This is a genomic window from Vibrio astriarenae (assembly GCF_010587385.1).
Classification (GTDB): Bacteria; Pseudomonadota; Gammaproteobacteria; order Enterobacterales; family Vibrionaceae; genus Vibrio; species Vibrio astriarenae.
This window is the reverse complement of record NZ_CP047475.1, coordinates 980,910-1,007,151: the sequence shown is the minus strand read 5'-3', so window position 1 is coordinate 1,007,151 and position 26,242 is coordinate 980,910. Positions and strand designations below refer to the sequence as shown.

The following is a 26,242-nucleotide window of genomic DNA, read 5'->3' as shown; positions in this document are numbered from 1 at the left end:
GCATCGATTCAAATCAAGAGATGTACTCGGTTTCAAGATCAAACGCCGCATATTTACGCCGAACCGCTCATCATTCAAGCACCTGTGGTAACGGACACTTTCAGACCTTTTGATGAATAAATTCGAATCTACAGTTTATTATTCTATCAAGGTCTAGTTTTATATGGTTTAATAATGAAAAAGGTTATTTATTTGGGGTTAAATAATGCAAAATATCGGAATGTCGAGCAAACTCGATAATGTATGCTACGACATACGCGGGCCTGTACTCAAACATGCTAAGAAAATGGAAGAAGAGGGGCATAAAATTCTTAAGCTGAATATCGGCAACCCTGCCCCATTCGGCTTTGATGCTCCTGATGAGATCCTGGTAGATGTCATCCGCAACTTACCGACATCACAAGGTTACTGTGATTCGAAAGGTATCTACTCTGCCCGTAAAGCCGTTGTTCAGCATTACCAAAAGAAAGGGATACACAGTTTAGACGTTGAAGATGTCTACATCGGCAACGGGGTGTCTGAGTTGATTGTGATGGCCATGCAATCGCTGCTCAATAACGGTGATGAAATGCTTGTGCCGTCACCGGATTACCCACTATGGACGGCATCAGTCGCGCTATCTGGCGGCAAAGCTGTTCATTACATGTGTGATGAAGAGTCTGACTGGTACCCGGATCTCGATGATATTCGCAGTAAAATCACGCCAAAAACTCGTGGTATCGTCATAATCAACCCAAATAACCCGACGGGAGCGGTTTACAGTCGCGACTATCTGCTGGAGATCATCGAGATCGCTCGCCAGCACAAGCTGATCATTTTTGCCGATGAGATCTACGACAAAGTGCTTTATGACGGTACCGTGCATACGTCGATCGCTACGCTGACTGATGACGTTCTTGTCGCGACATTTAACGGCTTATCTAAAGCCTACCGCGTTTGTGGTTTCCGTGGCGGTTGGATGTTCTTTACTGGCCCTAAGCATCTCGCTCAAGGTTATATCAATGGCCTTGATATGCTGGCGTCGATGCGTTTATGTGCAAACGTGCCCATGCAACATGCCATCCAAACCGCACTGGGGGGCTATCAGAGTATTAATGAACTGATCTTACCGGGTGGACGGCTTCTTGAGCAACGCGATAAAGCCTATGAGTTGATCAATCAGATCCCAGGAGTGTCGTGCGTCAAGCCTAAAGGTGCCATGTATTTATTTCCGAAGATCGACACCAAACGCTACAACATCAAAGATGATCAAAAGATGGTGCTCGACTTCTTGATTCAAGAAAAGGTTCTGCTGGTGCAAGGTACTGGCTTTAATTGGCCTAAACCCGATCACTTTAGAATTGTCACTCTACCGCACATCGATGATTTAGAAACCGCAATTGGCCGATTTGAGAGATTCTTGTCTACTTATTCCCAATAAACCGCTAACATTAAGATATTCAATCGTTTTGTTAGCTTAAAGGCACTCGTTTGAGTGCCTTTATTGTTTCCAAACAAGCGTTTTTGTTGTTGGGGGAAGGTATGCAAACCAGTCATTTTTTTGCTCACTTAGCCAGAATGAAGCTCATTCAGCGCTGGCCTTTGATGCGTTCGGTATCGGTAGAGAATATCTCAGAACATAGTCTGCAAGTTGCCTTCGTTGCCCATGCGCTTGCCGTGATAAAAAACAAAAAATTTGGTGGCCAATTAAACCCTGAGCGCATTGCTTTACTCGGTATGTATCATGACACGAGCGAAGTTCTTACTGGTGATTTGCCAACACCGGTAAAATACTACAACCCTGAAATCGCCAAAGAGTACAAAAAGATTGAGGCTGCTGCAGAGGAAAAATTACTTTCCATGCTTCCTGAAGAATTTCAGCAAGATTTTGCGCCCTTTTTAATCTCTCACCAAGCACACCCGGAAGACGCCGTAATTGTTAAGCAAGCAGACACCTTGTGTGCATACTTAAAGTGCCTTGAAGAGATCAGTGCTGGTAACCACGAGTTCGAACTGGCTAAAAAGCGCTTGGATGTGACGCTCAATGAACGAAAAACCCAAGAAATGACCTATTTTCTCGAAGTCTTTGTTCCAAGTTTTAACTTATCTCTTGATGAGATAACTTGACCTCACACATAACCAAGTAACAAGGATTGTTGAGCTATGCCAATTTCTCCCTTGTGGAATCAACGCCACGACGACGAGCATAAGATTCGTCGAGATGATCATCGAAGCCCTTTCCAACGAGACCGCGCACGAATACTGCACTCAGCGGCATTTCGTCGCCTACAAGCCAAGACGCAAGTCCATGGAAGCAGTATTGATGATTTTCATCGAACGCGACTCACACACTCATTGGAGGCCTCGCAACTAGGGTCCGGCATCGTCGCTCAAATCAAAAAGAAGCAACCTGAACTGCGTGAGCTTCTTCCCTCGGATTCGCTTATCGATGCTATCTGTCTAGCTCATGATATCGGACATCCACCCTATGGGCATGGTGGGGAAATCGCCCTTAACTACATGATGCGTGACCACGGTGGATTTGAAGGCAATGCACAAACATTTCGAATCGTCACCAAGTTAGAGCCTTATACCGAGCAATTTGGCATGAACTTGTCGCGCAGAACCCTACTTGGATTAATCAAGTATCCTACCCTGCTGAGTAAAGCACAGCGTAGCACCAAGCCTAATCTTCCCCTCTCACCGCGCCAGATAAAAGCAAAAGATTGGATGCCTGCTAAAGGGATCTATGATTGCGATATCGCCCTGTTTGATTGGGTGTGTGAGCCGTTAAGCGATAATGACCATGTCTTGTTGCCTTGCTTTCGTGAAAACAACGATCCCCAAGTCAATCATCACAAGACGCTCTACAAATCTCTGGATTGTTCCATTATGGAACTGGCTGATGACATCGCTTATGGTGTGCATGATCTCGAAGATGCTATTGTGCTGGGAATGGTCTCACGCCAACAGTGGCAAGAGGCAGCAGCGGCAACACTGGCCGAGTGCGGTGATGAATGGTTTGAAAAACACATCAACTCTGTCAGTGATATGCTGTTTTCTGGTCATCACCACCAACGCAAAGACGCGATTGGAGGTATGGTCAATGCACTATTAACCAGCATTTCCATCGAACAGGTTGATCATCGATTTGAGAGTGAGCTATTGAGATACAACGCCGTTTTGACGCGACCGATGGCGATCGCGCTTAATATTCTTAAACGCTTTGTTAGCCAATATGTTATCCAGGTACCCGATGTACAAGTAGCAGAATATAAGGGTCAACAGATCATCATGGATCTGTTTGAGGCGCTCAGTGCTGATCCCGAACGATTATTACCTGTTCAACAGCAACAGCTTTGGCGACAAGCTGACAACCAAAATAGAAAGCAGCGGGTTATATGCGATTACATTGCTGCTATGACTGATGGTCGAGCAAAACGCCTTCATCAGCAAATGTTTTCCGCTCATCTATAGAGTCGTCAGTTTGATAAGTAGTTGCGCTCAAATACGCCTGGTGGCATCTGATCTATTTGAAACTGGATCATCTGTTTGAACGACGTCATCAATGGAGAAAAATCAGCCGCAGGGTCCAGCGCAGACAAAGCGTAATAACCTGCCTCAACCGTTGATAGCGCATTATCTGAAGGTGCTTTTCTAATTTGGTACTCACCTTTGAGATCATTTGGCAGTGCAACACATGACAAATGGTGAAGGTTGGTAGAAAGTTGCCACATCTTAAAGGCTTTTTTCCAAGTACCATCAAGCAAGATCAGTCGATGCTTGGTATTCAATGCCGACTGGTGCTTATATTCAAGTAGGGTCGTCGCCTGTTCACTTGGGTACAAGATTGAGTGAGTGTAACGCTCATCAGCTAAAAAATCATTTAAGACCTGATTACGTGAAAAGTCTTCGCCAACAAGTAAGATGCTGTTCTTGAGTGATAAATCAAGAATACGAGCACTGCCCAAGGGATGATTTGCTTCTGACTCATGCTGTAATATGATCAACTCAACCGCGGTATCAATAGGGACGATAGAGTCACAGATGCACGCTTTGTTCGCTTTCCCACACTTATGGCAGTACCGTGAATCATGGACAGATTGGTGAGACATACTCTAAAACCCTATTTCATTGTGGCACTGGTCAGCGTAATCGCTATTGCCCTTCAGTTTCAAGACCCGCAATCTTACGCAATTTGGAGCAGACAATACATACTTGATGGGCAGTGGTGGCGAATTATCACAGGGCACTTCACTCACACCAACGTCTATCACATGCTGATGAACCTTGCGGCATTTTGGGTAATGACGTTCGTTTTCAAACCCCAATCCGGCTCACTATCGATACTTATTATTCTCACCTCAGCTTCGATTGGTTTACTCAACTTTTTCACACTAGTTCAAGAATATGCTGGACTCTCCGGCGTACTTCACTCTGTGTTCGCCTATTATGCCCTCAAAGAAGCGCTAAGTGGTTATCGGAGTAGTTGGCTATTGGTCATCGGTATTGTCGTAAAAGTAGTCTGGGAGCAGGCTTACGGCGCTTCTGAAAGCACCACACAATTGATTGAAGCAACGGTTGCTGTGGATGCGCATATGTTCGGGGTAATTGTGGGTTTACTGTTCGCACTGTGCGGTTACAAAAAAAGAAGGTTGAAGGTTGAATAGCAGACTATCTCTGCAAATGTATTCTTAGCTCTGTGCGCCTCTTTAGTATCCAAGCGTAGCGAACCTCCATTTACCTACGTCTCTTATAAGAGTGCCTTAAAGGGACAGTCCAAATTTACTACGGCATATTGAATGCCTTAAAGGTTCTTATCCCGCATAGACCAACGGGTATTCCTGTTTAACTTCCAAGCGTGTCGAGCCGCCTCACTCTTAAAAGGACAGTCCAAATATCACGGTCCAAATTATCACGGTCCCCATAAACGCAAAAAGAGAAGCCGAAGCTTCTCTTTCTCATTTCAACAGAATGTTGGATTAGTTGTTTTTAATCCACTCATCCATGTCTGTTTTCAGGTTGTCAGACTTAGTACCGAAGATAGCCTGAACACCACCTGCTACAACCACTACGCCAGCTGCGCCTAGTTGCTTCAACTTGTCTTGGTCAACCGCTTCTGTGTCAGCTACTGCAACACGTAGACGAGTGATACAAGCGTCTAGACCTGTGATGTTAGCTTTGCCGCCGAATGCAGAAACTAGCTCAGCTGCCATTTCAGAACCTTGAACTGCGCCTGCAGTTTCTTCTTCGTCTTCACGACCAGGAGTTTTTAGGTCCATCGCTTTGATTACTGCACGGAATACTACGTAGTAAATCGCTGCGTAAACAAGACCAACTGCGAACATTAGACCAAGTTTCTGTGCGTTACCAGATAGAACTACGAAGTCAATTAGGCCGTGTGAGAATGAAGTACCGTGTACGAAACCTAGAGTGTTAGCTACAACGTACGCAGAACCAGCTAGTAGAGCGTGAATTCCGTATAGTACTGGAGCAACGAATAGGAATGAGAACTCGATTGGTTCAGTGATACCTGTTAGGAAAGACGTTAGAGCCGCAGATACCATGATACCCATTACTTTCGCGCGGTTTTCTGGCTTAGCAGAGTGTGCGATTGCAATAGCAGCAGCTGGTAGACCGAACATCTTGAACATGTAACCACCCGCTAGCTGACCGAAGCCATTACCAGCAGCACGAGATGCTTCATCAGCAACTAGGTAACAAGTAAGTACGCCGTTTTGAGTTTCGCCTGCAGCATTGATACAAGTACCCGCTTCGAAGAAGAACGGTACGTTCCAAACGTGGTGTAGACCGAACGGGATTAGAGAACGCTCGATGATACCGTAGATACCAAATGCAACTTGTGGGTTTTGCTCAGCAGCCCAGTGAGAGAACGCACCGATACCAGCACCGATTGGTGGCCAGATGATAGACAGTACGATACCAAGACCGATAGCTGCGAAACCAGTGATGATTGGCACAGCACGCTTACCAGCGAAGAAGCCCAAGTATTCTGGAAGCTGAATGCGGAAGAAACGGTTGAATGCCCATGCAGCAACACCACCGACTAGGATACCACCTAGTACGCCAGTATCGATACCGTCAACACCCATTACGCCAGCCATTACAGACAGAGTCGCTGCCATGATGCCGTAACCAACGATTGCAGCTAGACCCGCTACACCGTCATTGTTAGTAAAGCCTAGTGCTACACCCACAGCAAATAGAAGTGGCATTTGTCCGAATACCGAACCACCAGCCTGTTCCATTAGGTTAGATACGATGTCTGGAATGAAGCCGAGGTTGGCTGCACCAACACCCAACAAGATACCCGCAACCGGAAGAACTGATACTGGTAGCATCAGAGACTTACCGACTTTTTGCAGGTTTGCAAAAAGGTTCTTAAACATAGTTATGCTCCTGATAAAGTTATTGTAATTGTTGGGTTCTAACGGCACACCCCCGTAGCCATAGATGTTAGCACCCAATGAAAATGTAACCAGTGATTGCCATTATATTTTCCGGCTCTAAATATATATTGACCCCTCTCGCATTTTCTAGCGAACAACGAAATTTAATTCCAAAGTACTATTTAGATCACAATAAAAAAGCATGCACATAGTCATTCATTAATTCAATTTAATTAATGTTTTCATTGCCTTACATACTAAGTGCATTAATTTTACGGTGTAAATAAATGGCAGCTGAAACATATTTTTCATCGTAAAATTACATTTCAAGAAAACGCTTACTTTATCAGCGCAAGTGTGAACAATAATTCACCCAAAGTTTATTTATTTGATGTAGAGCAAAAAAAAGAGCGCATGAAAGCGCTCTTAAAATAACAATTAATTTTCCATCACAAAAAAAGATTTCGGAAGTTTTTGCTGGTTATTTCACCAACCTCATTCAACGGAAGGTTTTTCAGCTGGGCAATGTAGGCAGCCACTTCAACAACATAGCCTGGTTGGTTCTCTTTTCCACGGTGCGGGACCGGTGCTAGATACGGTGAGTCAGTTTCAATCAACAACCGCTCAATAGGAATCGCTTTCACGACTTCTTTAAGCTCGGTCGCTTGACGAAAGGTCACGATACCGGAGATAGAGATATAAAAACCAAGTTCCATTGCTTGCTGTGCAAAATCCAGATCTTCAGTAAAGCAATGTATCACGCCGCCACATTTGTGAGCGCCGTATCCTCTCAAAATAGCGAGCGTATCCTCTCTTGCTTGACGAGTATGAATGATCAAAGGTTTGTCTAATTCAACCGCGATTTTAACCTGCTGAATAAACCGCTCTTTCTGCAGCTCTGCCGTTTCTGGTTGATAATGGTAATCGAGGCCGGTCTCACCGATCGCAACCACCTTATCGCTCTTGGCATATTCTTTAAACTTCTCTAAATCGAAGTCACTCTCTACATCCAGCGGATGCACACCGCATGAAGCATGGACTTGAGAGAACGGTTCAATCAGTGACAGCATATTAGGAAATGAAGCCATTGTGACGCCAACCGAAAGAAACTCAGTAACGTTCGCTTGCTCGGCTTTCGCAATCACATCCGCAACATCAATGTGGAGATCATCGTAATTAAGTTTGTCTAGGTGACAATGTGAATCAATAAACATGTAAATCTCTTAAAAAGCCATCAGCCAATCGAGGGTCAAAAGCTCTCGATTCAATCCTGAATGGTTATGGAACTGTTTCAACAGAGCAACCAACTCATTTGTTTGTAAGTATAGTTGTTGATGATCTACCCGTTCAGCCAATTGCACAGCGCCTGGCATCGCCGTTGTAGGAGCCAACGAAAACTGCTGCTTTTGAGCGTCGGTCATCAGATACCAAAGCCAAATCAAACTGCGTTCATAATCGTCTGCCATTAGCTTGACGACATCGTTCCAGCTATAAATCGACTTCGTTTGTAACGCTTCGAGGAAAGCGATCTCAAGGTTTTGGTAGACTGAGATCTTGTCGTCGTCAATTAGCTTCATTGCGAGCAAAGGTGACCCACTCGCAAGTCGTAATGCTAGGTCATACTCACCTTTGATACCTTGTGATGCCAACCAATTCTGGGCAACATGATGTGGCGGGATGCTAACCACCCATTGCTGACATCGACTGATGATCGTTGGAAGAAGTTGATTCACCTTTTCAACGGTCAGGACATAGGAGCACGAAGCACTCGGCTCCTCTAATGACTTTAACAACGCGTTAGCTGCCGATTCTGTCATTGCTTCGGCGTTCTCAATCCAAATGACACGCGTGCCAGAGAGTTGCGAGCTTTGCTGCGCCCATTGCTGACACTGTCGAACTTGGTCCACCGAGATAGATTTCCCAGCCTCTACAGGGCGTAAGGTATGAAAATCCGGGTGGGTGCCTGCATCAAATAGATCGCAACTATGGCAAAACCCGCAGGGCTCAGTCGTTGATGATTTACATAATTGCGTTTTGGCTAACAGCTCAACCAGTTGATCAACACCAACTTCATTGGGTGCACTCAACAGTACCGCTTGAGAAAAACTACCTCTCTCCAAAGTGGGCTGCCACTGCTCCCAAAGACCGTCTAACCAAGGGTATAGTGTTGTCACACCGACTCCTTGCTCAACCAGATTTGCAACGCTGATTCAATATCAGCGGCCACTTGATCAATCGTTTGAGCGGCATCAATGACGATAACCGATTTATCGCCCTCAGCCAGCTCCAAGTAACGCTCACGTGTGCGCTCGAAAAAGCTGATGTCCATCTTTTCGATACGATCTAACTCACCGCGTCCACGAGCACGCTCTAGGCCAATTTTGGGGTCAATATCCATATAGATGGTGAGATCAGGACGGAATTCACCGAGTGAGATGTCACGAAGAGATGCCATGGTTTGAGCGTTGATACCACGTCCACCACCTTGATAGGCTTGTGAAGACATATCGTGACGATCTCCAACTACCCAAGCGCCGCGGGCAAGCGCTGGCTTGATCTTATTTTCCACTAACTGAACGCGCGCTGCATACATCATAAGTAGTTCCGTCGTATCAATAAGCTCTTCGCCTTCATGATCTTGCTTAACTAGAGTACGTAGTGCCTCAGCGAGCTTGGTGCCTCCCGGCTCACGAGTTTGCTCAATATCTTGAATGCCGTATGCCGATAGCGCCGCAAGCACACGGTTGATTGCCGTGCTTTTACCCGCACCTTCAAGACCTTCAATGACAATAAATTTAGCTTGGCTCATTCGATTAGTTACTTCTTATATGTTTTAGATAAGCACGAACCGCACGGTTGTGCTCTGCCAGTGTCTTGGAGAAAACATGACCGCCTTTACCACTGGCTACGAAATAGATGTAGTCGCTCTCTTCTGGGTTGAGTGCTGCCTGTAACGACGCCTTACCGACCATCGCAATCGGTGTTGGCGGCAGACCATTAATAATATAGGTATTATACGGTGTCGGTGTATCTAAGCCTTTTCGACCAATACGCCCTTGATACTTATCACCCATACCATAAATAACGGTCGGATCTGTCTGTAGTCGCATACCACGGTTAAGACGGTTAATAAATACCGCAGAAACTAGGCCTCGCTCGTGAGCGACTGAGGTTTCTTTTTCAATGATTGACGCCAATATTAGCGCTTCGTAGGGCGATTTGAGTGGCAACTTATCTTGTTTAGTCGACCAAAACTCATCAAGGTGGTTTTCTAGCGAACGGTTTGCACGCCTCAATATATCGAGATCGCTCGTGCCTTGAGTGTAATTATAGGTCTCAGCTAAGAACAAACCTTCCAATTTGCCCTGCTCAATGCCAAGTTCTTGTGCTATTTCAGCTTCGCTCATCTCTGTGGTGACCAACTCAAGCCCCTGAGCTTCCAATAATAACTCTCGCCACTCGTCAAACCGACTGCCTTCAACAAAAGTAATGGAATATTGATGCTCTTTCCCGGAAACAATGAGTTCAAGCATCGCTTGTAAGGTCATACCTTCTGTAATTGCAAAGGTACCCACTTTGATATCAACAAGCTCAGGGTGCAACCGACGGACAAGTTGACTAAATGGTGAAGCTTCAACCCAATTCGCCTCAATCGCTTGGTTAAGCACGCTATTGATATTGGCACCGCGCTGCACCGTCAACATCTCTTGCTGTTGCAGGCTAAGTGGTTGGCTCAAAAACTGATTCAATTGCTGCTGGGCATAGTAAAAGGCACCGGCGAATAGCGCAGCAATAAACAATAAAAAGATAATGAATTTTTTTAACACGACATGTAACTCTTGCGTAGTTGTTTTGCGAGGTCAGAAAATGAAAATGAATGGTGCGCGATTTTACTCACTGGCGCAACGCCTAAAATAGCATTAGTGACGAAAACCTCATCAGCGCAAAGTAAATCCTCAATAAAAAAATCTTCTTCAGTCAAAGAAAAACCGAGACTAGGAAGTTGAGCAGCTACGTAATTTCTTGTAATACCTTTTACACCTGCATTGACCATTTTCGGAGTATAGAGCGTTTGTCCTTTGCGCCAGAACAGATTCGCCATTGTTGTCTCAACAATATGCTCATTAAGGTCTGTTACTATGCCATCAGGCAAACCAACCGCATCCATTTCAGCTTTCGCCATAATCTGCTCTAGTCGATTGTTGTGCTTGATACCCGCTAAAGTAGGGTTTAGCCCCAATTGAGTTTGACAGATACCAAGCTCTAGCCCTGCCTGATGCCATGTGGAATAGTGCTTGGGATATTGAAAAGCACTGATGGTGACGACCGGAGATTCACAGCCCAATGGGCTGTAACCGCGACCTCCACTTCCACGGCTGATATGCACTTTAATTCCAGACCGCGAGTGCTCAATTGCCGCATTTGCCACCCAACGTTCAACATCTGACCAATTGGGGTGAGGTATAGCGAGCCTATTTAGTCCTTCCCTCAGGCGTTGAGTGTGAAGCGACCAATGTAGTACCTTGCCATCTTGCAACAGCATCGTCGTGAACACGCCATCTCCATATTGAAAAGAACGATCGGATGCAGAAATGCTATCGCACGGTACTCCATTCACCCAAAACATGTGCAATTTCCTTTGGCTAGATAAAACAAAACGGCTTAATGCTAAGCATCAAGCCGTTAGAAAACAAGTGTCAATCGACGGGTTTAGATCTTTTTGAAGATCAATGAACCGTTTGTACCACCGAAACCAAAAGAGTTACATAGAGCGTATTCAATATTCACGTCACGCGCTACGTGAGGAACTAGATCGATGTCTAGACCTTCCTCGGGATTATCAAGATTAATCGTTGGCGGCACTTTTTGATCAACCAGCGACATCACTGTAATGATCGCTTCCGCTGAACCAGCAGCACCTAATAGGTGGCCTGTCATTGACTTAGTCGAAGAAACGAGCACTTGCTTAGAGCCTTCTTCACCAAGTGCACGCTTAATACCTTTGATCTCAGCGACATCACCTGCTGGAGTCGACGTACCGTGAGCGTTAACGTAGCCAACTTGCGTACCTTCAATACCCGCATCGCGCATTGCTGCTTCCATCGCTAACGCGCCACCTGAACCGTCTTCACTTGGTGAGGTCATGTGGTAAGCATCGCCAGACATACCAAAACCAACAAGTTCGGCGTAGATTTTCGCGCCACGCGCTTTCGCGTGTTCGTACTCTTCCAGAACCATCACACCAGCACCGTCACCAAGAACAAAACCATCGCGCTCTTTGTCCCATGGACGAGAGGCTTTCTGTGGCTCATCGTTACGAGTTGATAGTGCTTTAGCTGCGCCAAAGCCCGCCATACCCAGTGGCGTCGATGCCTTTTCAGAGCCACCACATACCATTGCCTCAGCATCACCGTATGCAATCATACGTGCAGCGTGGCCGATGTTGTGTAGACCTGTTGTACACGCCGTTGCGATCGCGATATTCGGACCACGCAAACCACGCATAATAGATAGATTACCAGCAACCATGTTTACGATGGTTGAAGGAACAAAGAATGGGCTAACTTTACGAGGGCCTTTTTCGACGAGTGCAGTGTGAGCCGTTTCGATAAGGTCTAAGCCACCAATACCAGAGCCAATTGCAACACCAACGCGATGAGCGTTGCCTTCGTTGACTTCTAGCCCAGAGTCATCAAGTGCCTGGATTCCAGCTGCGATACCGTATTGGATAAACAAATCCATTTTACGAGCATCTTTTTTAGACATGTACTCAGTGCAATCGAAGTCTTTTACAAGACCTGCAAAACGAGTAGCAAAATTTTCAGTATCAAAGTGTTCGATGTTTACGATACCACTTTGACCTTCTAGCAGGGCTTTCCATGAAGATTCAACAGTGTTGCCAACTGGTGACAACATACCCATGCCAGTGACAACGACGCGGCGCTTGGACACGATCATATTCTCCGGGATGTAAATTGGTTCTATGAGGGGTTTAGAAGAGAGTCTAAAAAAACACAGGCGGCCAGTTGGCCGCCTGGGAGAGTATCTTACTGAGCGCTGTTTACGTAGTCGATTGCAGCTTGAACAGTTGTGATTTTCTCTGCTTCTTCATCAGGAATCTCAGTGTCGAATTCCTCTTCTAGAGCCATAACTAGCTCTACAGTGTCTAGAGAATCCGCACCTAGATCGTCAACAAAAGAAGCTTCGTTTTTAACTTCTGCTTCGTCTACACCTAGCTGTTCAACAATGATTTTCTTTACGCGTTCTTCGATGTTGCTCATTTTTCTTTTCCTTTACAGATGTCGCCTAAATGCGATGTTTCCGTAGTTTATTAGAACTATTGAAAGTTGCAAGGGGGACCTTGCTGGTCAAACCACAATTTTAGCGATTTTAACCGAAATTCAGCTCATTTTTGACATATATCATGCACATTTTATGTGCAGACCTTGACTAAAACTTGGCAAGTTTAGCGCAATAATATGAACTTTTGCCTAAACTCCACCAACTTTAGCACTAAACCATGTACATGCCACCATTTACATGCAAAGTTTCACCAGTTATGTATGCCGCTTCAGGAGAAGCAAGGAATACAACTGCCGAGGCAATCTCTTTTGGATCACCTAAACGACCCGCTGGCACGTTCGACAATGTTGCCGCACGTTGCTCATCATTGAGTGCTTTGGTCATATCTGTTTCAATAAAGCCTGGTGCGACTGTGTTTACCGTTACACCGCGTGAAGCCACTTCACGTGCCATTGACTTGGTAAAACCTATCACACCCGCTTTTGCGGCTGCGTAGTTTGCTTGGCCTGCATTACCCATAGTGCCAACAACAGAACCTACGTTGATAATACGACCTGCGCGTTTTTTCATCATACCGCGCAGTACTGCTTTAGACATGCGGAAGATCGGCGTTAGGTTTGTATCGATGATGTCATCCCACTCGCTGTCTTTCATGCGCATCAGAAGGTTGTCGCGAGTGATACCTGCATTGTTCACCAGAATATCGATCGCACCGAACTCATCATTGATGGTTTTCAGTGTTGCTTCGATTGATTCAACATCGGTTACGTTTAGCGCAAGACCTTTGCCATTTTCACCAAGGTACTCGCTGATGGCTGCTGCGCCACCTTCTGACGTTGCTGTACCAATCACTTTTGCGCCGCGCTCTACTAAAAGTTCGGCAATGGCACGGCCGATACCACGGCTAGCACCTGTCACTAGAGCAACTTTGCCCTCTAGATTCATCATAGTCTTAATCCTTAATTACGATTTCACTGCATCTAGAGATGCAACATCGTTAACTGCAGCAGCAGTTAGCGACTTAACAATACGTTTTGTCAAACCAGTAAGCACTTTGCCAGGGCCAAGCTCTAGCAACTTCTCAACACCCTGCTCACTCATTAGCTCAACGCCTTCCGTCCAACGAACTGGGCTGTGAAGCTGGCGAACGAGTGCATCTTTGATCTTCGCAGGATCGGTTTCTGCAACCACATCCACGTTGTTAATCACCGGCAATACTGGTGTGTTAAACTCGATGCTTTCTAGTGCCACCGCAAGCTTATCCGCTGCTGGCTTCATCAGAGCACAGTGCGATGGTACTGACACTGGTAGAGGCAGAGCACGTTTCGCACCGGCTTCTTTACACAAGGCTCCAGCGCGCTCAACAGCGGCTTTGTTACCCGCGATAACCACTTGACCTGGTGAGTTGAAGTTAACTGGAGAAACCACCTCGCCTTGTGCCGCTTCTTCACACGCTTTTGCGATAGCGTCATCTGCAAGGCCGATAATCGCATACATAGCACCAACACCTGCTGGCACTGCTTCCTGCATCAGTTGACCACGCAACTCAACTAACTTGATGGCTTCTTTGAAATCAATCACGCCAGCACAAACGAGTGCAGAGTACTCACCAAGGCTGTGACCCGCTAGGTTAGCCGGTTGCTCAAGACCTAGCTCTTGCCATACACGCCAAATAGCAACAGAAGACGCTAACAGTGCAGGTTGAGTACGGAATGTTTGGTTAAGATCTTCAGCCGGACCATTTTGTACCAATGCCCACAGGTCATAACCTAGCGCTTCTGATGCTTCTGCAAAGGTTTTCTTAACCATATCATATTGTTCGCCAAGCTCAGCAAGCATACCAACCGCTTGAGAACCTTGACCTGGGAATACAATCGCGAAGTTGCTCATGTTTTATTTCCTTCAAAAACTATCAATAAAGGCTCAATAAGAGCCTTCAATCCTAAAACTTAACTAGGGCACTACCCCAAGTAAATCCGCCACCAAACGCTTCAAGCAGAAGGGTTTGACCGCGCTTAATTCGTCCATCGCGAACCGCTTCATCAAGTGCTGTCGGTACGGTTGCCGCTGACGTGTTACCGTGACGATCTAGCGTAACAACCACTTGTTCAAGTGGCATGGCTAATTTCTTCGCTGTCGCCGAGATGATGCGCATATTGGCTTGATGCGGAACGAGCCAGTCTAATTCTGACTTGTCCATGTTGTTCTCTTTTAGTGTCTCATTTACTAAACGAGACAACTGAGTCACGGCCACCTTAAAGACTTCGTTGCCCGCCATATGCAACCAACTGTTAATGTCATCGCTGTGCTCAAAGTTACCCGGCATTTCGTCACGACGATTTGGGTATTTCAGGCTAAGCAGGTCACCAAAGCGACCATCGGCATTAATGGTTGTAGAGAGGATGCCAGGCTCTTCACTTGCCCCTACGACAACCGCACCAGCAGCATCACCGAATAAGATGATGGTAGAGCGATCCGTTGGATCACAGGTCTTTGACAAAGCATCCGCACCAATCACTAGGATATTCTTGCAGTGACCTGTCTTGATGTACTGATCTGCCACAGAAAGGGCATAGACAAAACCTGAACACGCTGCCGCCATATCGAAGGCCGGACAGTGCTTAATGCCCAGCAAGGCTTGAACCTGACAAGCCGCTGATGGGAAGGCGTGAGAACCACTTGTGGTCGCAACAAGAATCATATCAATATCATTCTTATCGATGCCGGCCATCTCAATTGCATTCTCAGCCGCATGGTGGGCCATATCAGCCACGGTTTCGTTATCTGCAGCAATGCGACGCTCTTTGATACCTGTGCGGGTAACAATCCATTCATCGCTTGTCTCTACCATTTTCTCAAGGTCAGCGTTAGAACGCACCTGAGATGGCAGGTAGCTGCCTGTACCTAATATTTTGCTATACATGAAGACTAATAATGCCTCTCGAGTAATACCGTTTCCAGACGATCGCTGATACGGCTCGGAATCTGTCGTTTAACCTCGTGTACTGCCTCGCCAATAGCATTTTCAAAAGCAGTAACATCGGCACTTCCATGACTTTTAATGACAATGCCGCGCAATCCTAGCAAACTTGCGCCATTATACTGGTCGGGGTTCAGTGTTTTTAATTCTTTAAATAGGTCGGGGAGTAAACGTCTTAACAGCCAACCACGCACAGACGAGGTCGACATCCAATTTTTTAATTTGTCTACAAACAGCTGGGCGGTTCCCTCACACGTTTTTAGACAAACATTGCCAACAAAGCCATCACACACTATCACATCTGCCACATCATTAAATAGTTGATTGCCTTCAATATAGCCGACGTAATTTATGTTTTCTGCTTGCGACAACATTTCAGCACAGCGTTTAACCAGATCATTACCCTTGATCTCTTCTTCACCGATGTTAAGAATGGCGACTCGGGGTTGACTCGACAGGTCATTTTCAGCTAATGCGCTGCCCATAACCGCAAATTGAAATAGAGAGTCAGCATCACTGGAGATATTGGCGCCTAAATCAAGCATCCAGGTACGTTTGTTACTTGCTGTTGGTAGCGCTGACACAAGCGCTGGACGGTCAATTCCTGGAAGAAGCTTGAGTTTGAATCGTGATAACGCCATCAATGCCCCAGTGTTACCGGCACTGACCACAGCACTCGCTTCACCTTGAGCAACGAGATCAAGGCAAACTGCCATAGAACTCTGCTGAAAATGACGCAGGGCAACGGAAGGTTTTTCGTTGTTGGAGATGGTTTGTTCTGTATGACGAATGCTCAGCCTAGCATGCTCGCTAATGCCAAGTTTATGGAGTTCGCGGGTAATCGAAGATTGATCACCGACTAAGATCACTTTTAGCGCTGGGAAATGCGACAGTGCCTGCACGGAGGCAGGCACTGTAACGCGAGGACCGAAATCCCCGCCCATTGCATCAAGTGCAACGGTTAAATTTTGCAAAGGTCAACCTTACTTGTTGATAACCTTTTTGCCACGGTAGTAACCTTCAGCAGTTACATTGTGACGTAGGTGAGTTTCACCTGAAGTTGCGTCTACAGAAAGTGCAGCTGTAGTTAGCGCATCGTGTGAACGACGCATGCCACGCATTGAACGTGATTTCTTGCTCTTTTGTACGGCCATTGACCCTACTCCTATGTTAGAACTTAAAGAATTACTTCTTTAGGCTTTTTAAAACATCGAATGGATTCGGTTTCTCTTCCACAATTTCTTCTGGAATTTCACCAAACACCAAATTGTTTGAATTAACGCTACAGTCCGCTTCGTCATGCATCGCAATTTGAGGCAATTCGAGGATAAACTCATCTTCAACTAGCTGTATTAGGTCTAATTCACCGTACTCGTTAAGATCTACCAAATCGTACTCTTCCGGTGCTTCCTCTTCACTCTTCTCACTGTAATAAGGAGTGTAAGTGAATTGGATTTCACACAAATGTGTGAATACCTCATTACAACGTTGACATTCAAGATCGACTTCGATGTTAGCTTTACCAGAGATAACAACAAGTCGCTGTTCATCAAGCCCAAATGATACTTTGACGTTCGCGTCGCGTTTTACGCCTTCAGTAGACTCCGCTAAACGCTTAAAAAGACTTGCTTGGATGATGCCATCGTAATCAAGACGTTTTTGAGCAGTTTTTGCTGGATCTACCGTTCGCGGTAATTTTACCTTTTGCATAGGGCGCGAATATTATCTCCCAATTCAAAATTAGTCAAAGGAAAAGGGAAAAAACTTAGAGTTTTTTTAGCTTTTCCTGGCGTATTACAGATATGAGCGATATTGTCTCATTTCCGTGGTGACTTTAAACAGTAAGTGATTAAAAAAATGACACATTACCAACTCGCTCTCGCCTCAACTTCTCCGTTTCGCCAATCGCTGCTGGAAAAGCTCAATCTGCCTTTTTTCTGCGTTGAACCCGATTGTGATGAAACCCCTTTCGATGGTGAGTCACCCCAGCAATTAGTTGCTCGTTTGGCAGAGCAAAAGGCGCGTTCATGTTTCGCTCAAGTCGAGCAGCCAACTTTAATTATTGGCTCTGACCAAGTCTGTGTCATCGACAATCAGATCATTGGTAAACCGCACAACCGTGAAAACGCCATTAAACAATTATCCGCACAAAGCGGCAAAGTCATTACCTTCTACACTGGGTTGAGTGTCGTCAACACTTTGACCAATGAATCTGAAACCATCGTTGAACCGTTTCATGTTCATTTTCGCGCGCTAACGACCCGTCAGATTGAACGCTACGTTGATGCAGAGCAACCGTTTTTCTGCGCAGGTAGCTTTAAAAGCGAAGGCTTAGGCATTTCGCTTTTTGAAAAATTAGAAGGAAAGGACCCTAACACTCTGGTTGGATTACCTCTCATTTCACTGATTGACCTACTGGCCAACCAAGGGTTCAAAATACTCTAACCTAGCGTTTACGCAAACCGGCGATGGCTTTCTCAAGTTTTGCCTCCATCGGTGCATTCACTTCCATCCACTCCTCCGTTTTTGGATGTATAAAGCGAATATTGGCAGCATGCAGGAAGAGTCTATCTAAGCCGACTTGTCCAGTGTAAGCATCGAAGCGACGATCACCATAACGGTCATCCCAAGCAATTGGGTGGCCGGTATACTGCATGTGTACACGGATTTGGTGAGTACGTCCTGTGATAGGGCTAGCTTGTACCAAAGTCGCTTGTTCAAACTGTTCTAGGATCTTAAAGCGCGTTTCAGACGGTTTTCCTTTCGGGTTAACACGTACGATGCTGTTGACTTCATTCTTAAGTAGAGGCGCATTGACTACTTTGCAGCTTGGCTTCCATTTCCCCATCCCTAAAGCAAAATAGAACTTCTTCACCGTCTTTTCGCGAAACTGAGCTTGCAAGTGACGCAGTGCAGAGCGCTTTTTGGCAACAAGTAAAATGCCCGAGGTATCTCTATCAATACGGTGAACCAACTCAAGAAAGCGTGCCTCTGGGCGCAGTGCGCGTAGCGCTTCAATCGCACCGAACTTCAAACCACTACCACCATGAACAGCGGTTCCTGACGGTTTATTTAAAATCAACATATGATCATCTTCATAAATGATCTTATTTTCAAGTTCCGCCACTTTGTTTAATTTGGTGCTCGGTGCTTGTGTCTCTTCCGTGTTCGCCGGGATCGTTACCGGGGGAATACGGACCACGTCACCCGCTTGCAGCTTGTATTCTGCTTTGATTCGCTTTTTATTAACACGAACTTCTCCCTTGCGCACAATACGATAGACCATACTCTTGGGTATGCTCTTAAGCTGATTACGCAAAAAATTGTCAATCCGCTGGCCAGCCATATCCTCATCAATATCGATGAGTTGGACTTTTGTTCTTACTTCATTCATTGAGTTTTGCTCAAGGGGTTATCAGAAATGCTCTTATTACAGTTTAACACCCGAAAGCCGACTAATTCACATTTTTATCGCTCCGTTCTGCCATAGAACCCTTGCAAAAGGCGCATTTTTTACGCAGCGACGAAACTGTGGATAAACCTTGGTCACCGACTGCTATAAAAATGAGCAAGCGCCCAAATTTCGGGGCTTTACCTCACAAGCACGTAAAAATTTTTGCTTTTTTTTCCTTGTTTATAACAAAGCAGATTGCTGACTTTTCTCGTCACTGCTATAGTTCAGTGCTGCAAATAGTGGCTAGGTCATTTTACTAACATACCTTTCCGCTATCTCATCAATACTTTAGTCAGAATAAACTGACTTTCATATCTTATGACCAGACCCGATGACTCAATAATTCGATGGAACCGTCTAAGTTTGATGACAAATAAGTGACATGAGAACAAGCAAAAACAGAGTAGACACTTTGTTGTGGATTGCTGCACAGGGCGTAAGACAATTCCAAACAAAGACAAGCTTGCTGTTCTACTCGAACTCATTCGTGTTGAGTATCTCCACGAAATAGTGGGTCACGAGCCTATCAAAATGAAGCGCGTGACAACTGAAGCGTCCGAGAGCATCCCTCCAGCCGGGAGGCTGCAACTTTGTAACCACGGGATCTGACGCCACGAATGGACTCAAGCAGCAAGCTATAATGAAAAAGATAACGAGATTATTTAAATGAAAAGAATGTTAATCAACGCAACTCAAAAAGAAGAGTTGCGCGTTGCGCTGGTCGACGGCCAAAAGCTGTTCGATCTAGACATTGAAAGTCCTGGCCATGAGTCCAAGAAAGCCAATATCTATAAAGGCCGCATCACTCGAATTGAACCTAGTCTAGAAGCCGCTTTTGTTGATTACGGCGCAGAAAGACACGGTTTCCTCCCTCTTAAAGAGATCGCCCGCGAATACTTCCCCCAAGGCTACAGCTACCAAGGTCGTCCAAGCATTAAAGAAGTGCTGACAGAAGGCCAAGAAGTGATTGTTCAAGTTGAAAAGGAAGAGCGTGGTAACAAAGGCGCGGCTCTGACAACGTTCATCTCTCTCGCTGGTAGCTACCTAGTATTGATGCCTAATAACCCACGTGCTGGCGGTATTTCTCGTCGCATTGAGGGTGACGAGCGCACTCAACTGAAAGCAGCACTGAGCACGCTTGAGCTACCTCAAGGTATGGGCTTAATCGTTCGTACTGCTGGTGTTGGCAAGAGCGCTGAAGAGTTAGAGTGGGATTTGAATGTTCTTCTTAACCACTGGGGAGCTATCAAACAAGCGTCTGATTCAAACGAAGCACCTTTCCTAATTCACCAGGAAAGTAACGTTATTGTTCGCGCTATTCGAGACTACTTGCGCCGTGACATCGGTGAAATTCTCATCGATAGCAACACCATTTACGAGCGTGCAGTAGAACATATCCGCTTAGTTCGTCCTGATTTTATCAATCGTGTGAAGAAGTACGATGGCGAAGTGCCACTGTTCAGCCACTACCAGATTGAAAGTCAAATTGAGTCAGCCTTCCAACGTGAAGTTCGCCTGCCATCTGGTGGTTCAATTGTTATTGACCCAACAGAAGCACTGACCTCTATCGATATCAACTCTGCTCGCGCAACTAAGGGTGGAGATATTGAAGAAACAGCACTTAACACAAACTTAGAAGCAGCTGACGAGATTGCTCGCCAACTACGTCTGCGCGACCTAGGTGGTCTTGTGGTTATCGATTTTATCGATATGACACCAGTACGACACCAACGTGAAGTTGAAAACCGTTTACGCGATGCCGTTCGTCTAGACCGCGCTCGTGTACAAATCGGTCGTATTTCACGCTTCGGCCTACTTGAGATGTCTCGTCAACGTCTGAGCCCGTCTTTAGCAGAAGCAAGTCACCATATCTGTCCTCGCTGTACTGGTACAGGTGTGGTTCGTGATAATGAGTCTCTAGCCCTGTCTGTTCTTCGTTTAATCGAAGAAGAAGCACTAAAAGACAATACTTCACAAGTTCTGGCTGTGGTTCCTGTCTCTATCGCGTCTTACTTACTCAATGAAAAGCGTCGTTCTGTTAACCACATCGAGCGCAATCAAGAAGTTAAGATCACTATCGTGCCTAACTCAGACATGGAGACACCACACTTTGAGGTGATCCGCGTTCGTGACGGTGAAGAGCAAAACATCCTTTCTTACCTTGTTCCTAAGAAACTAGAAGCAATGAAAGAAGCGGAAGCGCGTGATGTTAACGAGACTGAAACTAAAGTAAGAAAAGTTGAAGAGCCCGTATTGAAAGGCTTTGCTGCACCTGAAAAGGTAGCACCGGCGCCTGTTGTTAAGCCGCAAGCTGAATCGCCAGCGAAAAAAGAAGAGAAACAAGGCTCTGGCCTAGCTCGCTTCTTTAAGGCTATTACCAGTTTCCTATTCGGCTCTACTGAGAAAGAAGAAGAGAAGAAAGAAGAGACCCAAGAAAAGCCTCGCAGCAACAACCGCCAACGTCGTAACAACAACCGTAACGACCAACGCCGTCGTAACAACAACCGCGATAAGAATAAGCGTAAGCCAACGCGTGATGAAGCAACTTCAGAACAGCAGGATAAAGGCACTAAACCAACTGAGAAGAAGCAGACACGCAAGCCTCGTCAGGATCGCCGCAACAAGCGTGACCGTGATGAAGCAAGCAAGCCTTCTAAAGTTGAAGAGCAAGGTCTAAAAATCGCTGAAGAAGCACAAAGCGAAAAGCCTGAGCAAACACGTAGAGACGAAAAATCGACACGCGTAAAAGAGCGTCGTCAACGTCGCAAGCTCAATAAGAGCGTTCGTGTTAAAGACCAAGTAGAGCAACAAGCAACGCCAGCTGTCGATGAAGCTGAAACACAGCAAGTACCTTTAGAGCGTAAGGCTGAAAAAGCGAAAGCTAAGCCAGCTAAAGCAGACGATGCAGTGACGAATGGCGAAGAGAGCCAAAACGGTGAAAAAGCGCCTAAAGGTCGTCGCAACCGTCGCTCTCCACGTCACCTTCGCGCAAGCGGTCAACGTCGTCGTCGCGGGCGTGATCGTCGCCCTAACCCATTCCGCCTACGTGCAGGTGGGGTTGCATCTCCAGAGATGTCGATGGGTAAAGTGATGCCTAAGTACGACCTACCTAAGCCTGGTTCACGTAAACCGCGTAAGTCGCAAGGTAAGCAAACGTCTATCTTAAGCGGTGTTGCACGTCCTGAAGCTTCAATGGCTAAAGTGATTATCATGCGTGCAGCAGAAGTTGCCCCAGTAGTAGCAAAAGCTCCAAAGCAAGCTGTTGAAGCGCCAAAAGCTGCTAAGCCTGCGCCGATGATTGTGCCATCTGTGGTGAATGCTGTGATTCCAAAGCTTGCATCGACTCCAGCGGTAACACCGGCTCCAGCTAAAACGACAGAAGCTAAAGTAGCACCAGCGGTAAACAAGCCAGTGACTGCTCCTAAAGCGACTAAGCCAGCATCCAAGCCGGTGGTTAAGCCTAAGGGTCACGCTTCCGCTGCAATGGCGAAAGCGGCAGGTCCTCAAGAGCTGAGAACCATCGAAGTGAATGCGGCTCCATTCCGCACAGAGCGATTTGTTGGTAAAGGGGCTGGTAGCCAAGTGGCTAGCAACCAAGCAACAGCAGGTATGACGAAACCGTCTTACTAAGCTCATGCTTTAATTGATTCAATGCCCGCTTCAAAGCGGGCATTTTTTTATCCGCTCGCCATCTGCTATCCTAATTCCGTCCATTTTCTGCTTATCAATTGAACTTAATCACACTTTCCGTTAGCATTCGCAGCAACCTCTATTGTCACACTTTCTTACACTTTTAAATCAGAGCAGGCTCAATTGTGACTACGCTTGCCCTGTGCACCCTGAAAATTCAGATGGGTGGTAATCATTAGGGATCATTTATCACTATGTTTGAGTTTCCTCAGTTTTCCCAGCACTCTATAAAAAATGATGTGTTGTCAGGTTTAACAGTCGCACTTGCGTTGGTACCAGAAGCGGTCGCATTTGCCTTTGTTGCGGGCGTCGATCCTATGGTAGGTCTATATGCCGCCTTTATTGTTGGTCTTGTCACCTCAATCTTCGGTGGTCGACCAGGGATGATATCTGGTGCAACGGGTGCAATGGCTGTTGTCATGGTAAGCCTTGTGGCGACCCATGGTGTGCAATACCTCTTTGCAGCAATTTTGTTGGCGGGCCTAATTCAAATTCTTGCCGGTGTCTTCAAGCTCGGTAAGTTCATTCGCATGGTGCCACATCCCGTGATGATTGGTTTTGTCAACGGCTTGGCTATTGTTATCTTTCTCGCTCAGCTTGGCCAGTTCAAGACACCCGACGTTAACGGTGTACTGACATGGCTGCCGCAGGGAGAAATGATGCTAATGCTTGGCCTCGTTGCGCTAACGATGGTCATCATTCATTTCTTGCCTAAACTGACCACTGCCGTTCCTTCTTCTCTCGTTGCCATTCTGACGGTAACGCTCATTGTTGTAGGTTTAGATCTTGAGACCAACACTGTGGTCGACTTCCTGCGCACCATGTCGGGCAATCCAGAAGCAACGCTTGAGGGCACACTACCAACATTTGCTATTCCCGTGGTGCCATTTAATCTAGAAACACTGCAAATCATCCTTCCATATGCCATTATTCTTGCCGCTATTGGTTTGATTGAATCACTACTCACATTAACGGTATTGGATGAAATGACTAACACCCGTGGTCAGTCAAACCGAGAGTGTGTGGGTCAAGGCCTTGCGAACGTGACATGCTCGGTATTTGGTGCTATGGGGGGTTGTGCGATGATCGGCCAGTCGATGATCAACGTCAACTCGGGTGGGCGTGGACGCCTGTCTGGTATTGTCGCTGCCGTCATGTTGCTGGTGTTTATTCTATTTGCCTCTGCGCTGATCGAGATGATCCCATTGGCAGCATTAGTAGGTGTCATGTTCATGGTGGTCATTGGCACTTTTGAATGGGCGACCTTCAAACTTGCTCGCCGCGTGCCTAAGCAAGACTTTTTCGTTATCGTATTGGTAACGGTGGTGACAGTACTTACTGATTTAGCGGTCGCGGTCGCTGTGGGCGTTGTTGTATCTGCACTCATGTTTGCATGGGAGCATGCAAAACACATTTATGCGAGTAGTGAAACTAATGCAGAGGGCTCTAAGGTCTACAAGGTCAATGGTCCTATCTTCTTCGGTTCTGCTGCTAACTTCTTGGAGCTGTTTGACGCTCAAAATGATCCACAAGATGTTATTGTTGATTTTGCTCATTCTCGTGTTGCTGATCACTCCGCAATCGAGGCTATCGAAACGATCGCGGAGCGCTATGCGAATGTTGGAAAGACACTGCACTTACGTCATCTGAGCCCGGATTGTCGTAAACTATTAGACAAGGCAGGTAGCCTAGTGGAAATCAACGTTAAAGAGGATCCAAGTTACAAAGTTGCGACTGACGTTCTCGCTGGCTAAACCACCCACTATGGATTTAATCAAAGGCTTATATGCAAATATGTAAGCCTTTTTGTCTCTAGTTCAATGAAAAGCGACACACTTGAGCGTACATCTGTAATAGAAAACCCGTTATTCGCCCTACACGCGTTCACTTAAATTAGGTTTCAGCACATTACATTCCAGTTAATAAATCTAGAAAATTAGACTCTCTTAATATAAAACTCCAAATAGTCACAGTTAGTTACATTTCGTTGTTAAAGCAAAAGCTCTAGTTTTATCATTTTGCGCCTATTTCAAATGGAATTTCAGCGAACACTTCAATGAACTTTAATCGTACCCTTTTAGCAGTAACCCTGCTCTCCACCTTTGGTCTTGTCTCAACAACGGCTTCTGCAGCTGGCTTTCAGCTAGCGGAATATTCAGCGACGGGCCTTGGCCGCGCGTACGCTGGTGAAGCTGCGATGGCAGATAATGCAAGCGCACAATGGCGTAATCCAGCGATGCTCACTTACCTTGAGGGTACTCAGGTCTCTGTCGGGGCGATTTACGTTGATCCTAACTTGGACGTTGATGGCACAGTTACGCATCCAACCGGTTCATACAACGCGAGTTCAAAAGATTTTGCAAACAGTGCAGTTATTCCAAACTTCTATTTAAGTCACCAAATCAATGAGCAATGGTTTACTGGTTTTGCCGCAGGTACTAACTACGGCATGGAAACAGAGCTAGATAAAGACTTTGCTGCTTCTCATTTTGGTAACGAGGCCGCAGTAACAACGATGGAGCTCAATGCCAACGTTGCTTATAAACTCAACGAGCAATTTAGTTTTGGTGGCGGTATTCGATATATTATTGCTGAGGGGCATTTTGGAGCAACTGCACCCGCTCATGGGTGCATCAATTTAAGTGAACAGTATTGTCACAACATTGGTGGCACTACTCTCAAATATATGGAAGGCGATACTACCGATTGGGGTTGGCAGTTTGGCGCAGCATGGCAAATTAACAAACAACACCGAATCGGGGCTACTTATAAGTCTCAGGTCGACCTTACCTTAAAGGGGCATGCTGAAGGTATCGGCTTTAGCCCTTTAAACCCATCCAAGAAAATAAACGGTTCTATGGATCTGCCATTGCCAGCTACTTTCGAGTTGGCTAGTTACCACCAGGTTTCTGAGCAATGGGCGATACATGCAAGCCTTAACTGGACAAATTGGAGTTCCTTTGACAAGTTGGAAGCTAATTTAAACGACAGATCAAATGCTGAAATGGTGAAAGTTGAAAACTGGGAAGACAACTATCGCTTTGCCTTAGGTACGACATACCAAATGAGTGAGAAATTCGCTCTGCGTTCTGGTATCGCATACGATACATCGGCAGTATCAGACAAAAACCGCACCATTACTATCCCTGAAACTGACCGTACATGGTTGAGCATCGGTGCTAGCTATGATCTTACTAAGCAGTTCACGCTCGATGGTGGTTTTACTTACATCATTGCAAAAGATGCGGACATTACTGAATCACGTGGATATGAATCAGATGATATTGCTGAGGCTATTGGTGGTCAATTTGTTGGTACAACAACCGGTGATGTTTGGCTACTAGGTATCCAAGCCAACTACACATTCTAACCAAACAAACTCAAAGAGGAGCTCGATAGCTCCTCTTTCTTGTTTCTACCTTCACC

At 45.9% G+C, this 26,242-nt stretch carries 24 protein-coding genes; 8 read left to right on the top strand and 16 right to left on the bottom strand.

Going from position 1 to position 26,242, the window contains the following annotated elements; genetic code table 11:
* Window positions 1-205 precede the first annotated feature (205 nt).
* The 3 genes from GT360_RS04860 (at window position 206) to GT360_RS04850 (ending at window position 3,456) form a co-directional block, all read left to right on the top strand.
* Complete coding sequence (locus tag GT360_RS04860; protein ID WP_164647782.1) at window positions 206-1,420, top strand: pyridoxal phosphate-dependent aminotransferase; 1,215 nt, start codon at window positions 206-208, stop codon at window positions 1,418-1,420.
* A gap of 101 nt (window positions 1,421-1,521) precedes the next feature.
* The gene (yfbR, locus tag GT360_RS04855; RefSeq protein ID WP_164647781.1) at window positions 1,522-2,106 is read left to right on the top strand and encodes a 5'-deoxynucleotidase; all 585 of its coding nucleotides are present in this window, start codon (window positions 1,522-1,524) and stop codon (window positions 2,104-2,106) included.
* A 36-nt stretch (window positions 2,107-2,142) separates the two neighbouring features.
* Entirely contained in the window at window positions 2,143-3,456 is a 1,314-nt protein-coding gene (locus GT360_RS04850) for an anti-phage deoxyguanosine triphosphatase (protein ID WP_164647780.1), read from the top strand.
* 5 nt (window positions 3,457-3,461) lie between these two features.
* Here GT360_RS04850 and GT360_RS04845 read toward each other — a convergent pair whose 3' ends face one another.
* On the bottom strand, window positions 3,462-4,094 hold the full coding sequence (locus tag GT360_RS04845; RefSeq protein ID WP_164647779.1) for a tRNA-uridine aminocarboxypropyltransferase: 633 nt from the start codon (window positions 4,092-4,094) through the stop codon (window positions 3,462-3,464).
* Here GT360_RS04845 and rrtA point away from each other — a divergent pair.
* A complete protein-coding gene (gene rrtA / locus GT360_RS04840) occupies window positions 4,086-4,649 on the top strand; it encodes a rhombosortase (protein ID WP_239502583.1) in 564 nt (187 codons plus the stop codon). The two genes, GT360_RS04845 and rrtA, sit on opposite strands and share 9 nt — an antisense overlap.
* Window positions 4,650-4,961: 312 nt before the next feature.
* On the opposite strand, the gene ptsG is transcribed toward rrtA, so the two are convergent.
* The 14 genes from ptsG to yceD form a co-directional block, all read right to left on the bottom strand.
* The gene (gene ptsG / locus GT360_RS04835; protein WP_164647777.1) at window positions 4,962-6,389 is read right to left on the bottom strand and encodes a PTS glucose transporter subunit IIBC; all 1,428 of its coding nucleotides are present in this window, start codon (window positions 6,387-6,389) and stop codon (window positions 4,962-4,964) included.
* 449 nt (window positions 6,390-6,838) lie between these two features.
* A complete protein-coding gene (locus tag GT360_RS04830; RefSeq protein ID WP_164647776.1) occupies window positions 6,839-7,603 on the bottom strand; it encodes a TatD family hydrolase in 765 nt (254 codons plus the stop codon).
* 9 nt (window positions 7,604-7,612) lie between these two features.
* Window positions 7,613-8,563 (bottom strand): DNA polymerase III subunit delta', encoded by a 951-nt coding sequence (gene holB, locus GT360_RS04825; protein ID WP_164647775.1) that lies wholly within the window; start codon window positions 8,561-8,563, stop codon window positions 7,613-7,615.
* Window positions 8,560-9,198: a dTMP kinase gene (gene tmk / locus GT360_RS04820; protein ID WP_164647774.1), complete on the bottom strand. Its 639-nt coding sequence runs from the start codon at window positions 9,196-9,198 to the stop codon at window positions 8,560-8,562. The genes holB and tmk overlap by 4 nt, the downstream gene beginning before the upstream one ends.
* Window positions 9,199-9,202: 4 nt before the next feature.
* Window positions 9,203-10,216 (bottom strand): endolytic transglycosylase MltG, encoded by a 1,014-nt coding sequence (mltG, locus tag GT360_RS04815; RefSeq protein WP_164647773.1) that lies wholly within the window; start codon window positions 10,214-10,216, stop codon window positions 9,203-9,205.
* Complete coding sequence (gene pabC / locus GT360_RS04810) at window positions 10,210-11,016, bottom strand: aminodeoxychorismate lyase (protein ID WP_164647772.1); 807 nt, start codon at window positions 11,014-11,016, stop codon at window positions 10,210-10,212. Before pabC ends, mltG begins: the two co-directional genes overlap by 7 nt.
* Window positions 11,017-11,099: 83 nt before the next feature.
* Window positions 11,100-12,341, bottom strand: coding sequence for a beta-ketoacyl-ACP synthase II (gene fabF / locus GT360_RS04805; RefSeq protein ID WP_164649575.1), 1,242 nt, complete (start codon window positions 12,339-12,341; stop codon window positions 11,100-11,102).
* 95 nt (window positions 12,342-12,436) lie between these two features.
* Entirely contained in the window at window positions 12,437-12,670 is a 234-nt protein-coding gene (gene acpP, locus GT360_RS04800) for an acyl carrier protein (protein ID WP_004406112.1), read from the bottom strand.
* Window positions 12,671-12,902: 232 nt separating this feature from the next.
* Entirely contained in the window at window positions 12,903-13,637 is a 735-nt protein-coding gene (gene fabG, locus GT360_RS04795) for a 3-oxoacyl-ACP reductase FabG (RefSeq protein ID WP_204274559.1), read from the bottom strand.
* An 18-nt stretch (window positions 13,638-13,655) separates the two neighbouring features.
* A complete protein-coding gene (gene fabD / locus GT360_RS04790) occupies window positions 13,656-14,582 on the bottom strand; it encodes an ACP S-malonyltransferase (protein ID WP_164647770.1) in 927 nt (308 codons plus the stop codon).
* A 52-nt stretch (window positions 14,583-14,634) separates the two neighbouring features.
* Window positions 14,635-15,615, bottom strand: coding sequence for a beta-ketoacyl-ACP synthase III (locus GT360_RS04785; protein WP_164647769.1), 981 nt, complete (start codon window positions 15,613-15,615; stop codon window positions 14,635-14,637).
* Between the two features lie 5 nt (window positions 15,616-15,620).
* Window positions 15,621-16,646 carry a phosphate acyltransferase PlsX gene (gene plsX, locus GT360_RS04780; RefSeq protein WP_164647768.1) on the bottom strand — a complete coding sequence of 342 codons (1,026 nt, stop codon included), beginning with the start codon at window positions 16,644-16,646 and terminating at the stop codon, window positions 15,621-15,623.
* Window positions 16,647-16,655: 9 nt separating this feature from the next.
* A complete protein-coding gene (gene rpmF, locus GT360_RS04775) occupies window positions 16,656-16,826 on the bottom strand; it encodes a 50S ribosomal protein L32 (RefSeq protein WP_004414666.1) in 171 nt (56 codons plus the stop codon).
* Window positions 16,827-16,857: 31 nt separating this feature from the next.
* The gene (gene yceD / locus GT360_RS04770; RefSeq protein ID WP_164647767.1) at window positions 16,858-17,382 is read right to left on the bottom strand and encodes a 23S rRNA accumulation protein YceD; all 525 of its coding nucleotides are present in this window, start codon (window positions 17,380-17,382) and stop codon (window positions 16,858-16,860) included.
* Window positions 17,383-17,529: 147 nt separating this feature from the next.
* On the opposite strand from yceD, the gene GT360_RS04765 reads away from it, so the two are divergent.
* Window positions 17,530-18,117, top strand: a complete 588-nt coding sequence (locus tag GT360_RS04765) for a Maf family protein (RefSeq protein ID WP_164647766.1) — start codon at window positions 17,530-17,532, stop codon at window positions 18,115-18,117.
* Window position 18,118: 1 nt separating this feature from the next.
* Here the strand turns inward: GT360_RS04765 and rluC are convergent, their stop codons facing one another.
* Entirely contained in the window at window positions 18,119-19,066 is a 948-nt protein-coding gene (rluC, locus tag GT360_RS04760; protein ID WP_164647765.1) for a 23S rRNA pseudouridine(955/2504/2580) synthase RluC, read from the bottom strand.
* 726 nt (window positions 19,067-19,792) lie between these two features.
* Between rluC and rne the strand changes: the two genes are divergently transcribed.
* The 3 genes from rne (at window position 19,793) to GT360_RS04745 (ending at window position 26,186) form a co-directional block, all read left to right on the top strand.
* Window positions 19,793-22,756: a ribonuclease E gene (gene rne, locus GT360_RS04755; RefSeq protein WP_164647764.1), complete on the top strand. Its 2,964-nt coding sequence runs from the start codon at window positions 19,793-19,795 to the stop codon at window positions 22,754-22,756.
* A 254-nt stretch (window positions 22,757-23,010) separates the two neighbouring features.
* Window positions 23,011-24,570 (top strand): SulP family inorganic anion transporter, encoded by a 1,560-nt coding sequence (locus GT360_RS04750; RefSeq protein WP_164647763.1) that lies wholly within the window; start codon window positions 23,011-23,013, stop codon window positions 24,568-24,570.
* Window positions 24,571-24,872: 302 nt separating this feature from the next.
* Window positions 24,873-26,186 (top strand): outer membrane protein transport protein, encoded by a 1,314-nt coding sequence (locus tag GT360_RS04745; RefSeq protein WP_164647762.1) that lies wholly within the window; start codon window positions 24,873-24,875, stop codon window positions 26,184-26,186.
* Window positions 26,187-26,242: the final 56 nt, after the last annotated feature.